19 protein-coding genes and 3 pseudogenes are annotated in these 20,514 nt (G+C 71.1%); 11 read left to right on the top strand and 11 right to left on the bottom strand.

Annotated elements, in window-relative coordinates; translation table 11 throughout:
* Positions 1 to 201: 201 nt before the first annotated feature.
* Positions 202 to 958: pseudogene (locus AB0N81_RS17820) on the top strand (transposase family protein).
* Positions 959 to 1,236: 278 nt separating this feature from the next.
* Here the strand turns inward: AB0N81_RS17820 and AB0N81_RS17815 are convergent.
* A pseudogene (locus tag AB0N81_RS17815) lies at positions 1,237 to 1,516 on the bottom strand (transposase).
* 54 nt (positions 1,517 to 1,570) lie between these two features.
* Complete coding sequence (locus tag AB0N81_RS17810) at positions 1,571 to 2,365, bottom strand: SDR family oxidoreductase (protein ID WP_365359193.1); 795 nt, start codon at positions 2,363 to 2,365, stop codon at positions 1,571 to 1,573.
* An 80-nt stretch (positions 2,366 to 2,445) separates the two neighbouring features.
* Here AB0N81_RS17810 and AB0N81_RS17805 point away from each other — a divergent pair, with 80 nt between their 5' ends.
* Positions 2,446 to 2,598 carry a hypothetical protein gene (locus AB0N81_RS17805; protein WP_365359191.1) on the top strand — a complete coding sequence of 51 codons (153 nt, stop codon included), beginning with the start codon at positions 2,446 to 2,448 and terminating at the stop codon, positions 2,596 to 2,598.
* A 70-nt stretch (positions 2,599 to 2,668) separates the two neighbouring features.
* On the opposite strand, the gene AB0N81_RS17800 is transcribed toward AB0N81_RS17805, so the two are convergent.
* Positions 2,669 to 3,559 carry a hypothetical protein gene (locus AB0N81_RS17800; protein ID WP_365359189.1) on the bottom strand — a complete coding sequence of 297 codons (891 nt, stop codon included), beginning with the start codon at positions 3,557 to 3,559 and terminating at the stop codon, positions 2,669 to 2,671.
* A gap of 69 nt (positions 3,560 to 3,628) precedes the next feature.
* On the opposite strand from AB0N81_RS17800, the pseudogene AB0N81_RS17795 reads away from it, so the two are divergent.
* The 6 genes and pseudogenes from AB0N81_RS17795 (at position 3,629) to AB0N81_RS17770 (ending at position 8,964) form a co-directional block, all read left to right on the top strand.
* Positions 3,629 to 4,981 (top strand): annotated as a pseudogene (locus tag AB0N81_RS17795) (amidase).
* Between the two features lie 198 nt (positions 4,982 to 5,179).
* Positions 5,180 to 5,626, top strand: coding sequence for an alpha/beta fold hydrolase (locus AB0N81_RS17790; RefSeq protein ID WP_365359187.1), 447 nt, complete (start codon positions 5,180 to 5,182; stop codon positions 5,624 to 5,626).
* Positions 5,529 to 6,119, top strand: a complete 591-nt coding sequence (locus AB0N81_RS17785) for an alpha/beta hydrolase (RefSeq protein ID WP_365359185.1) — start codon at positions 5,529 to 5,531, stop codon at positions 6,117 to 6,119. The genes AB0N81_RS17790 and AB0N81_RS17785 overlap by 98 nt, the downstream gene beginning before the upstream one ends.
* 49 nt (positions 6,120 to 6,168) lie before the next feature.
* Complete coding sequence (gene pcaC, locus AB0N81_RS17780) at positions 6,169 to 7,467, top strand: 4-carboxymuconolactone decarboxylase (protein WP_365359183.1); 1,299 nt, start codon at positions 6,169 to 6,171, stop codon at positions 7,465 to 7,467.
* A gap of 54 nt (positions 7,468 to 7,521) precedes the next feature.
* Positions 7,522 to 8,154 (top strand): MBL fold metallo-hydrolase, encoded by a 633-nt coding sequence (locus tag AB0N81_RS17775; protein ID WP_365359491.1) that lies wholly within the window; start codon positions 7,522 to 7,524, stop codon positions 8,152 to 8,154.
* Between the two features lie 30 nt (positions 8,155 to 8,184).
* On the top strand, positions 8,185 to 8,964 hold the full coding sequence (locus AB0N81_RS17770; protein ID WP_365359181.1) for an exodeoxyribonuclease III: 780 nt from the start codon (positions 8,185 to 8,187) through the stop codon (positions 8,962 to 8,964).
* A 4-nt stretch (positions 8,965 to 8,968) separates the two neighbouring features.
* Here AB0N81_RS17770 and AB0N81_RS17765 read toward each other — a convergent pair whose 3' ends face one another.
* The 8 genes from AB0N81_RS17765 to AB0N81_RS17730 all read right to left on the bottom strand — a co-directional run bounded on the left by AB0N81_RS17765 (position 8,969) and on the right by AB0N81_RS17730 (position 17,802).
* Positions 8,969 to 10,741 carry an SGNH/GDSL hydrolase family protein gene (locus AB0N81_RS17765; RefSeq protein WP_365359179.1) on the bottom strand — a complete coding sequence of 591 codons (1,773 nt, stop codon included), beginning with the start codon at positions 10,739 to 10,741 and terminating at the stop codon, positions 8,969 to 8,971.
* Between the two features lie 178 nt (positions 10,742 to 10,919).
* Entirely contained in the window at positions 10,920 to 11,579 is a 660-nt protein-coding gene (locus AB0N81_RS17760; RefSeq protein ID WP_365359177.1) for a response regulator transcription factor, read from the bottom strand.
* The gene (locus tag AB0N81_RS17755) at positions 11,576 to 12,856 is read right to left on the bottom strand and encodes a histidine kinase (protein ID WP_365359175.1); all 1,281 of its coding nucleotides are present in this window, start codon (positions 12,854 to 12,856) and stop codon (positions 11,576 to 11,578) included. The genes AB0N81_RS17760 and AB0N81_RS17755 overlap by 4 nt, the downstream gene beginning before the upstream one ends.
* Before the next feature lie 101 nt (positions 12,857 to 12,957).
* Complete coding sequence (locus tag AB0N81_RS17750) at positions 12,958 to 14,148, bottom strand: hypothetical protein (RefSeq protein ID WP_365359173.1); 1,191 nt, start codon at positions 14,146 to 14,148, stop codon at positions 12,958 to 12,960.
* Positions 14,148 to 15,245, bottom strand: coding sequence for a hypothetical protein (locus tag AB0N81_RS17745; RefSeq protein WP_365359171.1), 1,098 nt, complete (start codon positions 15,243 to 15,245; stop codon positions 14,148 to 14,150). The genes AB0N81_RS17750 and AB0N81_RS17745 overlap by 1 nt, the downstream gene beginning before the upstream one ends.
* Positions 15,246 to 15,425: 180 nt before the next feature.
* Positions 15,426 to 15,893: a hypothetical protein gene (locus AB0N81_RS17740; protein WP_365359169.1), complete on the bottom strand. Its 468-nt coding sequence runs from the start codon at positions 15,891 to 15,893 to the stop codon at positions 15,426 to 15,428.
* Complete coding sequence (locus tag AB0N81_RS17735; protein ID WP_365359167.1) at positions 15,890 to 17,659, bottom strand: PRC-barrel domain-containing protein; 1,770 nt, start codon at positions 17,657 to 17,659, stop codon at positions 15,890 to 15,892. Before AB0N81_RS17735 ends, AB0N81_RS17740 begins: the two co-directional genes overlap by 4 nt.
* The gene (locus tag AB0N81_RS17730) at positions 17,659 to 17,802 is read right to left on the bottom strand and encodes a hypothetical protein (RefSeq protein WP_365359165.1); all 144 of its coding nucleotides are present in this window, start codon (positions 17,800 to 17,802) and stop codon (positions 17,659 to 17,661) included. Before AB0N81_RS17730 ends, AB0N81_RS17735 begins: the two co-directional genes overlap by 1 nt.
* A gap of 345 nt (positions 17,803 to 18,147) precedes the next feature.
* On the opposite strand from AB0N81_RS17730, the gene AB0N81_RS17725 reads away from it, so the two are divergent.
* From AB0N81_RS17725 to AB0N81_RS17715, 3 genes are all read left to right on the top strand, one after another.
* Entirely contained in the window at positions 18,148 to 18,591 is a 444-nt protein-coding gene (locus tag AB0N81_RS17725) for a DUF6278 family protein (RefSeq protein ID WP_365359163.1), read from the top strand.
* A 202-nt stretch (positions 18,592 to 18,793) separates the two neighbouring features.
* Positions 18,794 to 19,537 carry an amino acid ABC transporter ATP-binding protein gene (locus tag AB0N81_RS17720; protein ID WP_365359160.1) on the top strand — a complete coding sequence of 248 codons (744 nt, stop codon included), beginning with the start codon at positions 18,794 to 18,796 and terminating at the stop codon, positions 19,535 to 19,537.
* Between the two features lie 66 nt (positions 19,538 to 19,603).
* Positions 19,604 to 20,509 (top strand): glutamate ABC transporter substrate-binding protein, encoded by a 906-nt coding sequence (locus AB0N81_RS17715; RefSeq protein ID WP_365359158.1) that lies wholly within the window; start codon positions 19,604 to 19,606, stop codon positions 20,507 to 20,509.
* Positions 20,510 to 20,514 lie beyond the last annotated feature (5 nt).

Here is a 20,514-nt window from a genome sequence, read left to right as displayed (position 1 = left end):
GGTGACCTTGCCATCTGGGTCTCCTGGGTCAGGGAGCGGTCGCAGCGGTGCTGCTTGGTCGAGGGCGCGGTGTGAGCGATGGGCGTTGATCCCTTTCCAAGCTGGCGTTGCTGGCCGCGAGTTGGACAGTCCTGCGCAACGACGAAGCTCCTGGTAGACGGGTTCTCGACCAAGATCACCCGTGTCTGCCAGGAGCTTCGCGTGCTTGTCTGCCCGTCCTCGATTGATCCGTATCCAGCCGCACCTTGCGGTTCCTGACCGGGCAACTCGCAGCCAGGCGGCAGGAGATCGGGACACGCTGGCGGCGCCTTCCCGCGGCACGTCAGGCCCTGCTCGCCCTGGCCCACCTGCGATGCGGTGACACCTACGCCCAGCTCGCCGCCGGGTTCGGCATCGGGATCGCGACCGTCTACCGCTACATACGTGAAGCCGTCGAGGCCCTGTCCGCCCTCCCCCCGTGCCTGCCGAGGCGATGAGGGCGATCCGGGCGAAGGCGTTCGTTATCCTCGACGGCACCCTGCTGCCGATCGACCGCATCGCCGCCGACACCCCGTACTACTCCGGGACACACAAACGCCACGGCATGAACATCCAGGTCCTCACCGATCCGTTCGGACGGCTGCTCTGGGCCTCACCGGCGCTGCCCGGCTCGACCCACGACCTCACCGCCGCACGACAGCACGGCATCGTCGAATCCCTCGCCGATGCCGGACTCAAGTGCTGGGCGGACAAGGCGTATCAAGGCGCCGGCGGAACCGTCCGAGTCCCGTTGCGGGGCCGCCGCCTCAAGCGATGGAAACGCCGCCACAACACCACCCACGCCGAGATCCGCTGCCTCGGCGAACGCGCCAGGGCCACCCTCAAAGGCTGGCGCCTCCTGCGGAAGCTCCGCTGCAGCACCAACCGCATCACCAACGTGGTGAAGGCCGTCCTCGTCCTTCACCACGCATCAGTATGAGGTTGGAAAACGCTCATTCCCCCAACGCGTGGTCCGTCCAGAGGGCTCACCGCAGACGGTCGCCGACAGTGTTGTCGTCGTGGCTCTCCGAGGCTCGTGTGTACAGACGATCGCGCATCTTCAAGAGCAAGCCGGCACGGGGGCATCGGCGCGCCCGAGAACGCTTCATACGAGGGCCAGCGTGTTGAGGCGCGCACGCGTAAGTGCCACGTAGAGAGCACGGTGGTCTGCCTCCGTAGGGTCGAGGCCGAGCGCCAGGGCCGAGATGTCTGCGCTGCTCAGGTGATCAGGCCCTTGGCATCTGCCTCGGCCAGTAGCTGAGTGACGATCCGGGCCCAGGTGCCATCGCGCTGCCAGCGCCGGAACAGGTCATGGACCCGGCCCCACGGCCCGTAGCGTTCCGGCAGGTCACGCCAGGGCACCCGTCCGGGTCCGCCACCGCATGCCGTCTATCAGCTGCCGCCGCGTCCATGCCGGCGGACGGCCCGACTCGGTGCCCCGCGGCAACAGCGGCTCAAGTCGGGCCCACTGGCCGTTCGTCGGATCCCCACGTCCCACAGGACGTGATCATCAACGATCAAGATCAACTTACGCAAGCGGACCCTCGGCGGCCTATGCGGTTGTGGCGATGCCGCCGTCGACGGGGATCACGGCGCCTGTTAGGTACGCGCCTGCCCGGCTGGCGAGGAACACGGTGACACCCGCCATGTCGTCGTCGCGGCCGATCCGGCGTAGTGGGGCCGACGCCGCGATCGCCTCGCCGAACTCATCGAGGGTTGCAGCCATCATCGTCGAGGGGAACGGTCCTGGCGCCACGGCGTTCACGGTGATGTGCTGCGGTCCTAGTTCCTTGGCGAGCACTCTGGTGAGTTGATGCAGTGCGGCCTTGCTGCTGGAGTACGAGTAGTTGGGCCGCTGGGGGATGTGGATGGCGGCGATGCTGCCGATGTTGATGATCCGCGCGGGATCGTCGGCGGTGCCCGCCTTGCGAAGTGCGGGCAGCAGCGCCTGGACCAGCCAGAACGGCGACTTCAGGTTGAGGTCGAGGACCGTGTCCCAGGCCGCGTCTGGGAACGTCGCCAGCGGCTCGTCCCACATGGCGCCCGCGTTGTTGACGAGGATGTCGAGATGCTCCGAGTCGGCGGTGACGAGGTCGGACAGTCGCCGACACTCGTCGTGGCGGGACAGGTCGGCGGGGATCGCCCGCACCTCACCAAATTTGGACAGCTGTTCCTGCGCCTGAGCGCACGCTTCTGCGTTGCGTGAGCTGATGACCACGCGGACGCCCGCCTGGAGAAGGCCACGTGTGATCATCATTCCGATGCCTCGGGTGCCACCGGTGACGAGCGCGCGCTTTCCACGCAGATCGAAAAGTTCTGCATGTGTTGTGAACTGGTTGTCTACCACTTGCCGTCTTTTCAGTTGGTCGTGCGGGATGATGCGTCGACGCGTTGGGTGTTCGGTTCGGCTGTCTCAACGCCATGGCCTTGGAGTGCACTCCAAGCAAGCGGATCAGGGTCCCGACGGGCCGCGTCCGCAACCTCCTCAAGCGCCACCGGGCTGTAGCCACGAGGTATGACAAGCTCGCGGTCCGCTACGAGGCGACCGTGCTGGTCGCAGTCCTCAACGAGTGGCTGTGACCAGCACTTTCACAACAGGCCCCTGGCCCCTTCGCGTGCTGAACTTGGATTTCTGGTCGTGTTGGGCACGCTATGACGCGCGGACTCCGCAAAGCCCGGCGAGAATGCCGGGGGAGAAGTCGTTGGCGAAGCCTTCGCTTGGGAGGCGGCGCAGGATGCTCTGCCAGAGTTCGGGTGCGAGGTGGGAAGGGGGGCGTTCGACGGAAGCTTGCAGGTCGAGCAGCGCCGTTTTGGCTGGGTCAGTGAGCACGAAGTGCTGGTCGCTGCCGTACTTCTGGTCGGTGTCACCTCGAAACCGCGTGAGGCGCAGCGGCAGGCCAAAGACCGGGTCCAGGAGTGCCGCGGCGATGTGGTGCGGCCCTGGGCCCTGGTCGCGGACGTGCGAAGACCGTACGACGAGCCGTGTCAGGCCGAACGCCGATCCGCGGTAGCCGTCGGTGAGAAAGGTGTTGGCCACAGTGTGAAGGAGGGCTGCTCGGCGCAGCAGTCCGCTGCCCAGCCAGGCTCCGCGGTGCTGCACTTGGACGAAGGGGTCGCTGTCGTCCTCCCACTGGGAGAAGCGCTCACGCTCGGCGGCGGACCACGTTGACCGCGAGGTGCGCCAGCAGAGCTGCATGGCATCCGGGTCGATCCAATTGTCGAGCATGGCCTGCTCCGCTTCGCGCCAAAGCGAGTAGGGCAAACCACTCAGCCGAAGCCGCGTGGGCTGGCCCAGTACACGTAGTTCGATTGCTGTCCGGAAGCGTTTGACGATGCGCAAGCCAGGAAAGCCGTGCAGTCCCCCTTCCGGTGGGAGGGTCGGGAGGAGCCCGAAGTGGATCTCAGCGGCGCGGTCCACGCTCTCTACCTGGAGCGTGACCAGATTCGAGAAGGGCTGAACTGAGACGATTCCGAGGGGGAAGCGGGTGCAGACGTTGCGGTCCTCGAGGAGGCCGAGGAACACGCGGGCCTTCAGACGCACTTGGGCTGCGTGTGCTGGGGCAGGGATTGGCGCTGCGGTTTCGGGCAGCAAGCCCAAGGACCGTCGGGCCTGCTGGATGCTTTCACCCGTGTACTTGACGCGGTTGGGCTGGCGGAGCTGGTGGCCAAGGGCGAGGCACTCCCCGCCGAGCTGGAGGCAGCCGCGCGCGAGGCTGTACAGGCAGTTGATCCGCGGATCAACGCCGTCGTGGAGACCTGGCGGACCGACGACGAACCTGTCCCGGGTAGCACACCACTGGCCGGCGTCCCTTTTCTGATCAAGGACATCGCGGTGGCCATGGCCGGGAGGCGGATGGAGCTGGGGAGCCGCCTGGCGGCCGGTAACGTCGTCGGCGCCGACTCCTCGCTGATGCAGCGCTTCCGGCGCGCGGGCCTCGTGACGTTTGGGCGCACCGCGACACCGGAGATGGCCTATGGCATCTCCACGGAATCAGCCTTGTACGGCTCGACCCGTAACCCGTGGGATTTGGAGCGCAGCGCGGGCGGATCCAGTGGAGGCGCGGCCGCCGCTGTCGCCGCCGGGGTGGTCCCGGTCGCCCATGGGGCCCTACGTCGACGAGGTCTTCAACGGCCTGGCCGTGCACGGCAGCGTCAGCCGCACCGTACGCGACAGTGCGGTACTGCTCGACCGGATACGCGGCCCGGAGTCGGGCGACCCCTACTTCGCCGAACAGCCGTCACGGCCGTACGCGGAAGAAGTCACCCGTCATCCGGGCTCGTTGCGCATCGGTGTCCTCGCCCGAGCGTGGGGCGGACGCCGCACTGCCGCCCCGGTGACCGACGCCCTCTCGCTCACCGTGCGGTTGCTTGAATTCCTCGGCCACCAGGTGAAGGAGGTTGTAGTCGACCTCGGCGCCGACTGGGAGGAATTCGTCCTGGCCAATGCTCGACTCATGACGGTGAACCTCACCACCCTGGTCGACGGGCTGGCCGCCGCCTTCGGCCGTCCCGTCGACTCCTCGACCCTTGAGCCGGCGACCACTACGGGCAGCGGGTCGGCGGCGCGCAATTCCACACCGCTCTGGCGATGCGGAACCGAGTGGCTCGAAGCCTGGCGCGGTACTTCGATGAGTACGACATCCTCCTCACGCCAACCCTGCCGGAGCCTCCCGTGTCTCTGGGCACTCGTACGGAGGGTGCGGAGACACTGGACGGCCTCGGCTGGATCGAACGCATCAACGACCTGTCGCCGTTCACCATGCCGTTCAACGTGGCGGGCACGCCCGCCATGTCCGTACCCGTGACGGCCGACGCCGGGACGGGGCTCCCGGTCGGTATGCAGTTCGCCGCCGGATATGGCCTCGAAGGCCGGCTCTTCCGCCTCGCCGGACAACTCGAACAGGCAAGTCCGTGGTCAGGCCGAATTCCCACGGTATGGGCAGGGAGCCACCCAGCCCGCTGAAGAATGCTCCTGGCACGCTACAGAACAGAGACAACGGATTCTTGCCGGTCCCAGGACCGAAAACTCTCGCGGCGCACGGGGCGGATGTCCTCAATGCCGAGGCGAAGCCGCGGGTATTGCCGACCTCGACGTCATTCAGACCTGAGCGGCCGTGACATCGCGACGCATGAACAGAGACCCACTGAAGGAGTGTCCGCCATGGTTGAGCGCATCGACGTGCGCATTCCCCTGCCCGACGGCATCGAACTGGCCGCCTGGCTGTTCCTTCCCGAGAACACCGAGAAGCCGTTGCCGGCCATCACCATGGCCCACGGTTTCGGCGGCACCCGCCATCACAGCATCGAGCACACGGCCCGCCGCTTCATCGAGGCCGGCTACGCGGTTCTCCTCCACGACCGTCGCAACTTCGGCGACAGCGGCGGCACACCTCGCCAGGACATCGACCCCTACCAGCAGATCGCGGACGGGCGATGGGCGATCACCTACCTCGGCACACGCCGGGAAATCGACGAACAGCGTACCGGCATCTGGGGATTCAGCTACGCCGGTGGTCACGCCCTGCAGCGGCTACGAGACCGGACTGCGCCGCGTCCCGCCCCACGAGGTACGCGCCCTGGAAGACCGCTTCCACCAGGACGAACGTGACCAGCTGGCCGGCAAGCCGCCCGTCTACGTACCCTTCGTCGACACCGACACGAGCCCTGGCTCCCCAGCGGCCTACCCACAGAAGGGGGCGGCCGACTTCTACCTGCACCGGGCACCGGACGACACGTGGACGAACGAGGTGACCCTTCAGTCCAACCGCCGCGCCCGTGCCTACGAACCCGGTCAGTGGATCTCCCGTATCGCCCCCACCCCGCTGCTGATGCTCGTGGCCAAGGACGACGACGTCGCCCCCGCCGACATTGCCCTCGACGGCTTCAACCGCGCCCGCGAACCGAAGAAGCTCGTCCTCACGGACGGCGACCACTTCTTGTCCTACATCCAGCAGTTCGAACTCTCTTGCACGGTCGCGATCGACTGGTTCGACACCCACCTCAGGACCGCCGAGAAGAACGACTCCCGCCCCGATCAGGGGGCACTATCCACTCGCTTGGTCAAGGTATGGACGAGCGCGCTGACGAAAGCGCGAGGCTAGGTCCACCCCGGCGATGTGACATCTCGTGACAGATGAGAGGCTCAGGCGAGTGAGTGAGACGCCGAAGAACACCCTGCAATACCGCTTCGACGGGCCTGAAGACGCCCCGGTCCTGATCCTTGGTGCCTCACTGGGTACCACCTGGCACATGTGGGACCGGCAGATACCCGAGCTGATCCGGCACTGGCGGGTGTTCCGCTTCGACATGCCCGGGCACGGTGGGGCGTCCGCGCACCCCTGCGGGTCCGTGGGGGAGCTGTCCGAGCGGCTGCTCGCGACGCTCGACGAGCTCGGCGTGCAGCGCTTCGGGTACGCGGGCTGCGCCTTCGGCGGCGCCATCGGCGTCGAGCTCGCGCTCCGGCACCCGCAGCGCGTCGCCTCGCTCGCGCTGATCGCCGCGTCGCCCCGGTTCGGCACGGCCGACGAGTTCCGGCAGCGCGGCGTGATCGTGCGCAGCAACGGCCTCGACCCCATCGCCCGGTCCGCCCCCGACCGCTGGTTCACACCCGGCTTCGCCGCCGCCCAGCCCGCCATCACCGACTGGGCCGTGCAGATGGTGCGCACCACCGACCCCGGCTGCTACATCGCCGCCTGCGAGGCCCTCGCCGCCTTCGACGTGCGCGCGGAACTGGGCAGGATAGGGGTGCCGACACTGGTGCTCGTGGGGTCGGAGGACCAGGTCACCGGCCAGGGGGAGGCCCGCACGCTCGTCGCCGGCATCCCCGACGCGCGGCTCGCCGTCGTGCCCGGCGCCTCGCACCTCGCGCCGGTCGAGCAGCCCGCCGCGGTCACCGACCTCCTCGTACGCCACTTCTCGTCGGCCTGGCAGCCCGCGACCGAGGCGACCGTCGGCCAGTCGGCCATCTCCGCGCCGCCCGTCAAGCCCGTCCTCGCCCCGCCGCCCGTCGCGCCCGTCGCCGAGATCGCGGCCGCCGAGCAGCCGGAGGCGGTGGCCGGCGGTGCCGGTCCCGATCTGTACGAGGCGGGGATGAAGGTCCGCCGCGAGGTCCTCGGCGACGCGCACGTCGACCGGGTGCTCGCCGCCGCCGACGACTTCTCCGGGGACTTCCAGGAACTCGTCACGCGCTACGCGTGGGGCGAGGTGTGGAACCGGCCGGGCCTGGACCGCCGCTCCCGCAGCTGCGTCACCCTCACCGCGCTCGTCGCGGGAGGCCACCTCGACGAGCTCGCCTTCCACACCAGGGCCGCCCTGCGCAACGGCCTCACCCCGGCGGAGATCAAGGAAGTCCTGCTCCAGGCAGCCGTCTACTGCGGGGTCCCCGCGGCGAACTCCGCCTTCAAGGTCGCCCAGGCCGTGATCCGTGAGGAAACCACGCCGCAGGAGTAGCAGGATGGGAGCATGACGACTTCTCCCGACAGCAGGGCCGGGCGCTCTCAGCGCATGACGTTCACGAAGAAGTCCCACGCGTGCGTGCGTCTCGAAAAGGACGGACGCACGCTCGTCGTCGATCCCGGCGGCTTCAGTGAGGACGACGCGGCGCTCGGCGCCGACGCGATCCTCGTCACGCACGAGCATCCGGACCACTTCAGCGAGGACCGGCTGCGGGCCGCCATGGAGGCCCGCCCCGGCGCCGAGATCTGGACCCTCAAGTCCGTCGCGGACCAGATCTCGGCCGCCTTCCCCGGGCGCGTGCACACCGTCGGCCACGGCGACACGTTCACGGCCGCCGGGTTCGACGTCCAGGTCCACGGCGAACTGCACGCGGTCATCCACCCGGACATCCCGCGGATCACGAATGTGGGGTATCTGGTGGACGGCTCGGTGTTCCATCCCGGCGATGCGCTCACCGTCCCCGACCAGCCCGTCGAGACGCTGATGCTGCCCGTCATGGCCCCCTGGAACAAGATCTCCGAAGTGATCGACTACGTACGCGAGGTCAGGCCCCGGCGCGCCTACGACATCCATGACGCGCTCCTCACCGACCTCGCCCGGCCGATCTACGACAACCAGATCGGCGCCCTCGGCGGGGCCGAGCACCTGCGTCTGACACCGGGGGAGTCGGCCGCTCTGTGACTGTCAGTGGCGTTCGGTAGGTTGTGAGGCATGCGCATTGCGACCTGGAACGTGAACTCGATCACCGCTCGTCTGCCGAGGCTGCTTGCCTGGCTGGAGGCCACCGGCACCGACGTCGTGTGCATACAGGAGACCAAGACGACGGCCGAGGGTTTCCCCACCGAAGCGCTCCGCGAGCTGGGGTACGAGTCGGCGGTGCACGCGACCGGCCGGTGGAACGGCGTGGCGCTGGTCTCCAAGGTCGGCCTCGACGACGTCGTCAAGGGCCTGCCGGGCGACCCGGGGTACGACGGGGTGCAGGAGCCCCGCGCGATCTCCGCGACCTGCGGCCCGGTCCGCCTCTGGTCCGTGTACGTGCCGAACGGCCGCGAGGTCGACCACGCGCACTACGCGTACAAGCTCCAGTGGTTCGAGGCGCTGAAGGCCGCCGTCGCCGGGGACGCGGGGGGCTCCCGCCCCTTCGCCGTCCTCGGCGACTTCAACGTCGCGCCGACCGACGACGACGTCTGGGACCCGTCCCTCTTCGTGGACTCCACACACGTCACCCCCGCCGAGCGCGCCGCCCTGACCTCCCTGCGCGAGACGGGCCTGACGGACGTCGTGCCGCGCCCCCTCAAGTACGACCACCCGTTCACGTACTGGGACTACCGCCAGCTCTGCTTCCCCAAGAACAAGGGCATGCGCATCGACCTCGTCTACGGCAACGAGCCGTTCGCGAAGGCCGTCTCCGACGCGTACGTGGACCGTGAGGAGCGCAAGGGCAAGGGCGCGTCGGACCACGCGCCGGTGGTGGTCGACCTCGACGTGTAGCGCCTCACGGCACGAGCGTGCGCAGGTCCACCGACTCCGCAAGCGCCGCGAGCCCCGCGTCGCCCGGATGCAGATGGTCCCCGCTGTCATAGGCGGGGAGCATCCGCGCCGGATGCGCGGGGTCCCGCAGCACCGCGTCGAAGTCGAGCACCGCGTCGAAGTCGTCACCGCCGCGCAGATACGCGTTGACGGCCTCCCGCTGCCGGTTCGCGGCCGCCGTGCAGAGCGACTCGCCCTCGCAGGGCGCGATCGTCGCCGCCACAGCCCGCAGCCCGCGCGCGTGGGCGCGGTCCGCGATCTCTTGGAGGCCGGCGATCACCTGGTCCGCGGAGGTGCCCCAGCGCACGTCGTTGACACCCTCGAAGACGACGACGGTACGCGCCGACGTCTGGGCGAGGACGTCCCGGTCGAGCCGGTGCAGGGCGCTCACGCCGCCCGTGTCGGTGGAGACGCCGTCGCCGGGATAGCGGTCGGCGACCACGCGGTTCGCGGAGATGCCCTGGTTCAGCACTCCGTAGCGCGGGACGTCGGTCTGGTTCAGGAGGCGGGTCGCGAGGATGTTGGGCCAGCGCCGGTTGGCGTCCTGCGTGGACTTCGCACCGTCGGTGATCGAGTCGCCCAGCAGGACCACGGACCCGGGCCCGCCGCCCACGTCGACGCCCGTCAGCAGCGGCCAGGTCGTGATCGTCGAGGTGTACGCGGCCGGGGAGCCGTCCGCCGCGTGGTCGCCGGGACCGCTGACGTACGACCGCTGGACGGCCTGGCTGTGCACGGGCGCCGTCGCCACCGGCCCCGGCAGATGGAAGCTCACCAGGAGGTTCGCGTCGGCGGGTACGTCGAAGTCGAGGGGGTCGCTGAACGCCTGGGCGCCCGCCGGGATCTCCGTGCCGCGCGAACCGCGGAAGGACAGCCGCCGCGGCTCGCCCCGCGCGCCCGCCCCGGACTCCTGCACCGCCACCGTCGCGCCGCCGATCCGGACCGGCGCCGCCGCGAACGTGTTGTCGAGCCGGATGCGGACCCGCGGCCCGCCCGTACTCGTGTGGACGACGAGCCGCACGGTCCGGTCCGTCCAGGGCCCCACCGCCGTGTACCCCGCGGTCGACGCCGACCAGGTGCCCGTCCAGCCCTTCGTCCCCGCCCGCACCGACAGGGCGAACACGTGCAGGTCGGCGGCGCCGGGGTCCCGCGGCAGGTCCACCGATGCGACCTCGCGGCCACGGGCGACCGGCACGGTCACCACGTACAGCCGTGCCTTCTCGGCGAGTTGGCCGCCGGGCGTGTTGATGTGCGGCAGGGCCACGGCCTTGGTGGCGAGCGGGCCCGAACGCCAGTCCGGCGCGGTGAGCCGGTAGCCGGTGCGCGAGCCGTCCCGGTAGCGGACCGTCCCCGTGCCGCTCGCCTCGCCGCCCGTGCCGGCGACCAGGAAGGCCAGGGCGTCACCGCGGCCGCGCACCCGCACCGGCTGGCCGTCGGCGCGCACGTTGTCCCGGGCGCCCGGCCCGGTGCGCGGCCAGGTGAGGCGGGCCCCGTCAACGGCCAGGGACCGCCCGGGAGTCCAGCCGGCGGACGTCAGGTCCCGGGCGGACAGCGAGCCGCCCGCCCCGTCGAAGTCCGCGTCGGCGGGCCGGGCGTCGTCGCTCACCGCACGGTTGTCGAAGAGCCGCTCCAGGGGGAGCGGCACGGGCCTGTGCGGGGCCGTGGCCTGTGCCGATGCCACGGGCACGGCACCCGCGAGCAGGGCGAGCACGGCGGCCGCTCCCCAGATACGTCGGCGCACGACAGACCCCTCCCGCGTGGAGCGATGAGCGACGAGTGAAGCGTGATGGGTGAAGCGTGATGGGTGAAGCGTGATGGGTGAAGCGTGATGGCGGTGCGCCATGAAGCTAAGGAGGTGCGGGAGGCGAGTCAATGAGGGACGCGTGAACACGGCGCGAACTCGCCGCGCACACGGTCCGTCAGCGATCCGCCGACACCAGCCCCTTCTCGTACGCGAGGATCACCAGCTGCACCCGGTCCCTGGCGCCCAGCTTGGCGAGCAGCCGGGTCAGATACGTCTTCGCGGTGGCGACGCTGAGGCAGAGCTCCTCGGCTATCTCCGTGTTCGAGAGGCCGCGGCCCACCAGGGTGAGGACCTCGCGCTCGCGGTCCGTGATGCCCGCGATCGCCGCCCCGCGTGACGGCGCCGACACCGGACGCCCCGCGAACTCCCTGATCAGACGGCGCGTGACGCTCGGCGCGAGCAGCCCGTCGCCGGTCGCGACGATACGCACCGCCGCCAGGATGTCGTCCAGTGCCATGTCCTTGACGAGGAATCCGGCGGCGCCGGCGCGCAGCGCCCCGTACACGTACTCGTCGTCGTCGAACGTGGTCAGGACGACGACGTGCGCGGGCGTCGGGCCCGAGGTGATCAGGCGGGTGGCCTCGATGCCGTCCATGCCGGGCATCCGGATGTCCATCACCACGACGTCCGGGCGCAGTTCCGCGCACCGGCGGACCGCCTCGTCGCCCGAGGACGCCTCACCCGCGACCTCGATGTCCGGAGCCTCGGTGATGACCATGCTCAGGGCGGTGCGGACGAGGGGCTGGTCGTCGACCAGCAGGACGCGGACCGTCATCGGGCGCCCGCCGTGGCCGGGACGGGCAGCCGGGCGCTCACCAGGAAACCGCCGCCGGGCTGCGGCGCTGCGCTGAACTCGCCGTGCAGCAGGGCGACTCGCTCGCGCATGCCGACCAGGCCGTAACCGGAACTGGGCGTGAGGCCGCGGGTGGCCTTCGCGGCGCCCTGTCCGGAGTACTGTCCGGAGCGCTGCCCGGAGTCCTCGATCTCGATGATGATCTCCTCGTCGCGGTAGTCCACGGCCACGGTGCAGGACGCGGTGGCCGCGTGCCGTACCACGTTGGTGACGGACTCCTGGATGATGCGGAAAGCCGACAGGTCGACATCCGCGGGCAGCGGCCGCCGCTCGCCCCGCCACAGCACGTCCACGCGCACCCCCGCCGCTGTCGTCGACGCGGCAAGCCGCTCCACGTCCGCGAGGCCCTCGGCCGGACCGCGCGGCGCCGGCTCCCGCTCCCGCTCCCCGCCCGGCCCTCGACCGGGGTCGCTCTCGCGCAGCGCGCCCAGCATCCGCCGCAGCCCGGCCAGAGTCTCCCGGCCCGCCTGCTCCACCGCGATCATCGCCTCGCGCGCGCCCGCCGGCTGGGTCTCGACGACCCGGGCCGCCGCGCCCGCCTGGAGGGCGATGATGCCGATGCTGTGCGCCACCGTGTCGTGCATCTCCCGGGCGATGCGCAGCCGTTCGGCGGTGACGGCCTGGGCGGCGGCCTGCGCGCCGAGCCGCTCCGTGTAGGCGCGGGCCTGCCGCACCGAGTTGCCGGCCAGCCAGGCGACGGCCGCGGTGAGAGCGACGGTCTGCCAGTCCGACCAGCTGGAGCTGAGGGTGTGGGGGAGCCGCAGGGGGAGCCCGAGCAGCAGTCTGAGCACCGCGTAGCCGGGCAGGACGCAGAGCGCGAGGACCACGGCGGCGGTACGGGCCCGCCGCGCCCCGGTCGCCACCACGTAACCCATCGCGATGTCGACCGCCGCGTACTGCAGGAAGCCGATGTTCGTCGCGTCGATCGCCAGGGCCCCCGCGTACGAGGCGACGACGAGCAGCCCGAGCGCCACCAGCGGGCGGCAGGGCAGCAGCCGGACGACGGCCAGCGCCATGCCGGCCGCGACCGCCACGAGCAGCCACTCCCACGGCCCGGGGCCTTCCTGCGTACTCGTCGGCAGCCACGGGATGCCGTAGTACGCGCGCGCCCCGAAGGCCATGCCCAGGCACCAGGAGGCGGCCGCCCACGCGCCCGGCGGCGCGTGCTCGACCAGGGGAATCGGCGGGGTGGCTGACATGCGCCGATCGTAGCCAGCGGGACCGGCATCCGAATCGACCCACGGGTGTACAACCACGGTCGACATCCGTCCCCCCCCACGGCACGTGTCAGCGCCGACCGTCACCCACGCTCTCCGCCCGGGAGTTCGACGCGCAGCGGGCCGCAGCCGATGCGGTCGGCCTCCGCGGCCACATAGCGGGGCAGGAGGGCGCGGATGGCTCCGGCCTGCGTCGCGTCCTGAGCGCGGATCAGGAAGGTGACGTCACCGCTCTGGCAGGACGCCTGGACCAGCCCCAGATCATCGCCGAGGAACCCGCGCACCCCGGCGTCGTCCGGCGTCCCCTTGATCCCCCTCGCGCCGGCACGGTGGAGCGCTTGACCGTCGTAGAGCACGGACAGGCGCGGGTCCTCGATGGTCATCAGGCGCAGCCTGGGGTGATCGAGCGACACATAACGGTCGCAGGTCCGTACGGGAGCTCCGGCCCCCCTGGTCACCAAGGGCGACCTGAGGGCGTCCGGCTTCCGGCCGACGGGCAGGCGCAGACCCTTGACGCCGCAGATCGCGTCCCGCCGCTCCTGCTCGAAACGCGCCGGAGCGGACAGGCGGCCCACCGGCTCACTGATGGCGCGGTCACAGCCCTGGTCGGCCATGTAGCCGTTGACGAGTCCGACCAGGGCACGGGCGAGGCGGTCGCGCTCCCCGGTGTCGACCTCGCGGTCGTAGTCGGTGAGACCTGTCTCCATGTCGATGACGAGCGGCCCCTCGTACTCACTGGGCCGGCCGACGCAGCCCTCCGGAACCGCGAGCCACGCGCGCGTGTCCGACACCATGCCGAGCAGGCCGTCGCCGAACGGAGTCATCCTGGCGGACAAGTACTCGTCGGCCCATTGGTCACTCGCGCCGCCGAACCGCTCGTCGAGCTGGTGCACGCGGGCCGTGACACGGTGGCCGCGAGGGGAGGCCAGACGGCAGACGCCGGTGGGGCCCGTGGTGGTGAACCGGGCAGTCGCGACGGGTATCTCGGAAGCGTCGATGTCCCTCCTCCCGTTGAACAGGTCCGCCACGTCGTCTTCGCCGAGGGCGCCCCAGCAGGCCCGTTCCCGCGCCGCGAACGGTCCTGCCTCCGCCTGCCACGCCGTCATTGTCCCGCCGAGGAGCGCCCCGGCGAGGGCGGCGGCGACAGCGGGCCGCAGGCGCCCCCGGGTCAGTTCGCGCCAGTGCCACCACGGCCTGGACGGCTCCACGGCGGCATCGCCGGCCCCGGACGTGCCGGCGGCCCGGGTTGTCGTGTCGGTGGTTTCCTCGGTCATCAGTGGGTTCCCCCGGTCGGCGCGGGCGCGACGGGAGCGCACCCGAGGCGCCGGGTCACGGCGCCGGTGAAGGCGGTGAAGTAGTCCTCGCCGGCCGAGGGGCCGAGCATCAGGAACGTCGTGGGGCGCTTCGCGCACTCGGCACGGACGATGTACTGATCCGGCCCCAGGGACCCGGTGCCCCGCCAGCCCGGCGCGGGCGCGCGATCGCCCGTCACTCCGTGGAGGAGCGCGGTGAGCCGTGGCTCGCGGATCATCAGGGCGTCGAAGAAGCCCTTGTCGTACCGCTCGCCCCTCAGCACGGACCGCCCCACCACCACGGAGCAGGACTGCAGATCGCGGGTGACCGCACCGACCTGGTATTCCAAGCGCCGCGCGGTGTCCTCGTCGACATCCTCCTGGGGATCGAGTCCCGGGATGCGGCACGCGGGCCCCTGCTCCACGTCCCCGACCTCCTCCGGGAGCGTGGGCAGCGGCGAGGTGAGGCGCAGGGGCTTCGCAGGGGCGCAGCCGGCCGCCTCCATGCCCTTGCCGGCGGCCGCCACCAAGAGGTCGGACACCGCGTCCGAGCCGCCGAGGTCCGGGGTGGCCGGATCATCCGCCCCGGGCTCCTCCCGGGCGTCGAGCGTGACCGCGGTCGGCCGTCCGTCGGCGGTGTCGCACCGCTTCGGCAGCACGAGCAGGCCGTGAGTCTCGTCGACGGCGCCCGGCAGGCCGCCGGGCAACGGCATCGCGTGGTCGCCCAGATATCCGGCGACCCATTCGACGCGCCGCTTCGCCGACTTGGGGGCCGGGCCGTACGCCACCGTGACCGTGGTGTCCTGGACGCTCTTGCCGCCGCTGCCGTACGTGAGGCTGGAATGCAGCTCGACGGTGCACCGGCCCCGCGGCCGTTGCCGTGTCGGCGCCGACTCGCTCCCTGTACGGCTACGGGCGTCGGGGCCCTCGAACCCGGCGTCGCCCACGAGGTCGAAGCCGCCGTCCTCCTGCCAGGCGCCCCAGCAGTAGCTGTCCCGGTCGGCGAACGGACCGGTGTCCGTGGCCCAGGCGCCGAGCGCGGTGGCGAGGACCGCGACGGTTGCGCCTGCGGCGACCATACGGCGACGTGACCGCAGGAACGCCCCCTTGAACAGAGGCAGTTGCCCCAGCCCGCCCCCACCCCTTGTCACGCCTCTTACCGCACCCCTTGCCACGTCCCCCGCCTCGCTCCCGGTCGGTCGCTGGATCAGCGGCTGATCGTATCCAGCTCCGGATTCGGCGTCAGGGGTGAGGGGAGCTCAAGCCCGGACGGCACCCGCGGCACCCGCGGCACCCGCGTCGGCCGCTCGGATCACCACCGCGTACGAGCCGATTCCGAGCAGGTGGAGGCCGGGGACGCGGTCGCCGCGGGAGGTGTGGAGGGTGTGGATGAGACCGGACTCCGGGTCGAACGCGACGTCGGCGAGGGTTCCCGCGGCGTCGCCCAGTTCCGTCAACAGGCGCTTGCCGAGCAGGTCCTGGCTCTCCGACGAGTCCGTCGAGGCGAACCGGGCCGCCGACGCCGCCCCGACGACCACCGCGTCCGGCCCCACCGCGTGCACGTCCGCCCAGGCGATGACGTCGCCGCCGCCCTTGACGCCGTCCAGCCGGACGGCGGTGATCAGCGCCTCTTCCGGCGCGACGACGAGCCCGGCGACGGTACCGATGTGCGAGGCATCCGCCGCACTGACGACCGGCCGCCCCACGACCTGACTGAGCAACATCACGCTCCCCACCCCTCACCGACGTCGCCGGCCCCGTGGGGACGGGTGCGGGGGGCGTCTGTGCGTTCGGGGCGGGTGGGGCGGGTGGGGCCGGCGGGTCCGGTGTCGGTGGGCCCGGCGCGGAGGGGTCCTCCGCCAGCGCTTCCCGCCTCGGCGGGCCTCATTCCGGTGGGTCCGGCTCCGGTGGGTCCGGCTCCGGTGGGCCTGGCCCCGGTGGGGCCGGCCCCGGTGGGGCCCGTGTCCCTGGGCACCGCGCCGGAGGAGCTCGTGTCCGTGAGCCCCATCCTGGCGGGGCCCGTGCCGGTGGCCTCCGCCCCGGTGGGCCCGGCGCTGATGGGCGTGGTGCTGGTAGGCCGGCTGCCGGCGGGTCCTGCCTCGGCATCCCCTGTGCCGATGGGCCCTGCCGCAGCGGCCCCCGCCCCGGAGAACCTCGTCCCGGCGGCCCGTGTGTCTGGGAGTTCCAATCCGGCGGACCCCGTGCCTGCGAGCCACGTGCTGGTGGACCCTGTGTCCGCGAACCCCGCCCCGGCGGTCCCCATGCCCGTGGGATCCGTTCCGGTGGCCCCCGCCCCGGCGGGCCCCGCTCGCGTGGTCCCCGTGTCGGTGGCCCTTGCCCCGGCGGGCCCGGCGCCGGTCGGCCCGGTGTCGGCGGGGCCCGTGCCGGTGGCCTCTGCCCCGGCGGACCGCGTCTCGACGCTCCCCGCCCCGGCGGGCCCCGCTCGCGTGGTCCCCGTGTCGGTGGCCCTTGCCCCGGCGGACCCGGCGCCGGTCGGCCCCGTGTCGGTGGTTCCTGCGCCGGTCGACCGCGTGTCGGCGGGTCCCGTGCCGGCGGGCTCTGCCCCGGTCGGCCCCGTGCCGACGGGCCCTGTGCCGCCGGCGCCTGCCCTGGTCGGCCCGGTGTCGGCGGGTCCCGTGCCGGCGGACCCGGCCCCGGTCGGCCCCGTGCCGACGGACCCTGTGCCGCCAGCGCCTGCCCTGGTCGGCCCCGTGTTGGCGGGCCCTGTGCCGGTGGCCCTTGCCCCGGCGGACCCGGCGCCGGTCGACCCCGTATCGGCGGACCCCGTGCCAGTGGCCTCCGCCCCCGCCGACCGCGTCTCGACGCCTCCCGCCCCCGCGGCCCCCGCCCCGAAAGCCCCACCCCCAGCGGCCCCGTCTCCGAACTCCCCGCCCCCAGCGGCCCCGTCGTCTCCGAACTCCCCGCCTCCCAAGCCCCGCTCTCGCCCCACCACCACCGCCAGCTCACCGAGCTCATCCACGGCGTGTGTCGTGTCGTGGGAGGGGATCAGGAGGGTGTCGCCGGTCATGGCCGCGTGGGTGGTCAGGGGGAGGAAGACCTTGCGTTCGTGGTGGCCCAGCGCCTCCGTGGAGGACATTTCGAAGCCGACCACCCGTCCCTCGCGGCCCGCCTCGACCACCACGTCGAGCACCGTGCCCACCTGGACCCCCTGGTCCGTCAGTACGCGGGCCCCGCGGATCAGGCCGCCGGAGGCCTCGTCCCCGGAGGCGACGGCGGACCTGTCCTCCAGGGCCTCGACCGAGGTGATCATCACCGCGTCCGCGCCCAGGGAGTGCACGGCCGCCCACGGCAGGCTCTTGCGCATCGGCCCGGACAGAAGGCCCCGTCCGGCCAGCGTGAAGCCGGCGATCCGGCCGCCCGCCCCGTCGAGCACCACATCCTTGACCTGGGCGACCGCTTCGCCGCCCAGCGTGACCACAGGGCGTTTGGTGAGGTCACCGGCCGGCATCAGCACCGGCAGGGGCATCGTCATCACACCCTCCCCCGTCCGGACCGCCGGCCGCGCCGCACCACGATCACGCCTCCGCTGCGCCGCCGCGCCTGTACGCCGATCACCGCGGCGGCCAGCAGCCCCACCACGACGATCACGGCGATCAACCACACCCACCACTCCATCGCCCACCTCCCGGACCGAACAGACCGAACCGAACAGACCGAACCGAACCGAACAGACCGAACCGGAGGGGCCGAACAGGACGTGCCCCTCGGGCGCCCACGAGTACCCCGTCGGGGAGGAACAGTCTCCCCTCCGTCATCTGCCGAGCGGACCTGGGTGAGGAGTTGGGAGGGGAAGGAGGGGAGGGGAAGGAGGGGAGAGGAAGGGGGGAGCGGGGCTGTGGCCGTCACCGGGCCGTCGGATTCGCGCATTCCGTGATCAACTGATGCAAGATATATTCTTGGACATACGGAATCAGCGCCAGGCCGCGCATCCGGCGGCGCCACGCGACGGAGAGGCCGACCATGAACATCCCGTTCCTCGACAAGTGGCGCAGGCGGCACTCCGCGACGGACCGGGCGGAGGGGCTCGCTGCCGCGTTCGAGGAGGACCCGGACGGCGTGGCCGAGCTGCTCTCCGAGTGTGAGCTGCTGCGGTCTCAGGCGAGTGCCGCCGGGCTCGAACTCGACGACTCCCCGGCCTCGTTGGCGGCCCTGGACCAGCTCAAGCCGCGCTGGCGCGACGACCCCGAGCTGTTGCCCTGGCTCGGCAACGACGCCGGGCTCTATCTGGGAACCGTCGTGGTGCGCACGGTGCCGGGCGCGACCTGGCACGTCTGGCCGGGCGGCAGCCCCGTCGTGCGGCTGAGGAGCGGGCGCGACATCCAGGTCGTCGAGGCGGGACTCGACTGGGCCGTGCAGGGAGCGCCCCAACTGTCCCAGGTCTACGCCGAAGCCTCCGAAGCGTGACCGCACGGCCTCCGAAGCGTGACCGCACGGCCTCCGAGACGTGACCCCGTGACCTCCTAGGCGTGACCTCATGACTTCCTAGGCGCAGCCGGAATTGCCTCAAATACGGTTAATGCCCATAAGTGCGTGTCGTCCAGTAAGCCCCGTTTTCACGTGGATAGTTTGCGCGGACGTACACAGCTGAGAGTGGGCAGGTCTTGCCATGGCCGTCGATCCTTTGATCGAGCTGCGTGATGTGAACAAGTACTACGGAGAGCTGCATGTCCTCCAGGACATCAACCTCACCGTCGGCAAGGGGGAGGTGGTCGTGGTCATCGGCCCGTCGGGGTCGGGCAAATCAACACTCTGCCGAACGATCAACCGGCTCGAGACCATCCAGTCGGGAGAGATCAGACTCGACGGACAGCCACTGCCCGACGAGGGCAAGGCACTCGCGAAGCTCCGCGCCGAGGTCGGCATGGTCTTCCAGTCCTTCAACCTCTTCGCGCACAAGACCGTTCTCCAGAACGTCTCCCTCGCGCAGGTCAAGGTGCGCGGCCGCAAGAAGGACGAGGCGGAGAAGCGGTCCCGCGAACTCCTTGAGCGCGTGGGTCTGTCCGCGCACGCCGAGAAGTACCCGGCGCAGCTCTCCGGCGGCCAGCAGCAGCGCGTGGCCATCGCCCGCGCGCTGGCCATGGACCCCAAGGCGCTGCTCTTCGACGAGCCGACCTCGGCCCTCGACCCCGAGATGATCAACGAGGTCCTCGAAGTCATGCAGCAGCTCGCGCGCGAGGGCATGACCATGGTCGTCGTCACCCACGAGATGGGCTTCGCCCGCTCCGCGGCCAACCGCGTCGTCTTCATGTCCGACGGCCGCATCGTCGAGGACCGGACCCCCGAGGACTTCTTCACCCGCCCGGAGAGCGAGCGCGCCAAGGACTTCCTCTCCAAGATCCTCAAGCACTGACGGGGGGACGTGCTCGTGAAGCGAACCACCATGCGAACCACCAAGCGAAACACCAAGCGAAACACCATGCGTACGACGCGCCTGCTCGTGGTGCTCGCCCTCGCCGCCCTCACCGCCGCCGCGTGCGGCAAGGACGGCAGCCCGCCGACCAAGGGCCCCGCCGCCGACGAACTGCCGAAGTACCGCGTGGCGACCGGCTTCCAGCTGCCCGCGTCGGGGACCTGGAAGAAGGCGAAGAGCCGCGGCCGCTTCATCGTCGGTGCCAAGGAGGACCAGCCCTACCTCGGCGAGAAGGACCCGGCGAGCGGCAGATACTCCGGCTTCGACATCGAGATCGCCAAGATGATCTCGGCCTCGCTCGGCGTGGACCCCGGGAAGATCGAGTTCAAGACCATCGCGTCGGCGAACCGCGAGACCGCCCTGCAGAACGGGCAGATCGACTACTACGTCGGCACCTACACCATCAACGACAACCGCAAGAAGCTCGTCGGCTTCGGCGGCCCCTACTACATGGCGGGTCAGGGTCTGCTGGTGCGCAGCGACGAGGACGACATCAAGGGGCCCGGGGATCTCGCCGGCAAGCGCGTCTGCTCGGCCGCCGGGTCCACCCCGTACCAGCGAATCCAGAAGGACCACCCGAAGGCCACGCTCGTCGCGTACGACACGTACTCGGTCTGTGTCGACAACCTGCTGACCTATCAGGTCGACGCCGTCACGACCGACGACGCGATCCTGATCGGCTACGCGGCCAAGGTGCCCGAGGAGCTGAAGGTGGTCGGCAAGCCGTTCTCCGAGGAGCCGTACGGCATCGGCGTGCCCCGGGGCGACAACGCCCTCCGGTTCGCCGTCGACGACGCCCTCGCCGCCGGTGAGAAGAACGGCGACTGGAAGAAGGCGTACGACGCCACGCTCGGCCTCTCCGGGGTCCCGGCGCCGAGCCCGCCCGCCATCGACCGCTACCCGGCGAGCTGAGGAGG

The organism is Streptomyces sp. NPDC093510 (assembly GCF_040683555.1).
Taxonomy (GTDB): Bacteria; Actinomycetota; Actinomycetes; order Streptomycetales; family Streptomycetaceae; genus Streptomyces.
The sequence above is the reverse complement of the archived record's forward strand: the minus strand, read 5'-3'. Positions and strand labels throughout refer to the sequence as shown.

What these genes read in the sequence shown, in the direction of transcription:
- AB0N81_RS17775 (WP_365359491.1), top strand. Translation starts at nt 7,522, where the DNA reads ATGACGTTCACGAAGAAGTCCCACGCGTGCGTGCGTCTCGAAAAGGAC.
- AB0N81_RS17725 (WP_365359163.1), top strand. Translation starts at nt 18,148, where the DNA reads ATGAACATCCCGTTCCTCGACAAGTGGCGCAGGCGGCACTCCGCGACG.
- AB0N81_RS17755 (WP_365359175.1), bottom strand. Translation starts at nt 12,856, where the DNA reads ATGTCAGCCACCCCGCCGATTCCCCTGGTCGAGCACGCGCCGCCGGGC.
- AB0N81_RS17720 (WP_365359160.1), top strand. Translation starts at nt 18,794, where the DNA reads ATGGCCGTCGATCCTTTGATCGAGCTGCGTGATGTGAACAAGTACTAC.
- AB0N81_RS17715 (WP_365359158.1), top strand. Translation starts at nt 19,604, where the DNA reads ATGCGTACGACGCGCCTGCTCGTGGTGCTCGCCCTCGCCGCCCTCACC.
- AB0N81_RS17735 (WP_365359167.1), bottom strand. Translation starts at nt 17,659, where the DNA reads ATGACGATGCCCCTGCCGGTGCTGATGCCGGCCGGTGACCTCACCAAA.
- AB0N81_RS17770 (WP_365359181.1), top strand. Translation starts at nt 8,185, where the DNA reads ATGCGCATTGCGACCTGGAACGTGAACTCGATCACCGCTCGTCTGCCG.
- AB0N81_RS17790 (WP_365359187.1), top strand. Translation starts at nt 5,180, where the DNA reads ATGGTTGAGCGCATCGACGTGCGCATTCCCCTGCCCGACGGCATCGAA.
- AB0N81_RS17760 (WP_365359177.1), bottom strand. Translation starts at nt 11,579, where the DNA reads ATGACGGTCCGCGTCCTGCTGGTCGACGACCAGCCCCTCGTCCGCACC.
- AB0N81_RS17745 (WP_365359171.1), bottom strand. Translation starts at nt 15,245, where the DNA reads ATGGTCGCCGCAGGCGCAACCGTCGCGGTCCTCGCCACCGCGCTCGGC.
- AB0N81_RS17750 (WP_365359173.1), bottom strand. Translation starts at nt 14,148, where the DNA reads ATGACCGAGGAAACCACCGACACGACAACCCGGGCCGCCGGCACGTCC.
- AB0N81_RS17730 (WP_365359165.1), bottom strand. Translation starts at nt 17,802, where the DNA reads ATGGAGTGGTGGGTGTGGTTGATCGCCGTGATCGTCGTGGTGGGGCTG.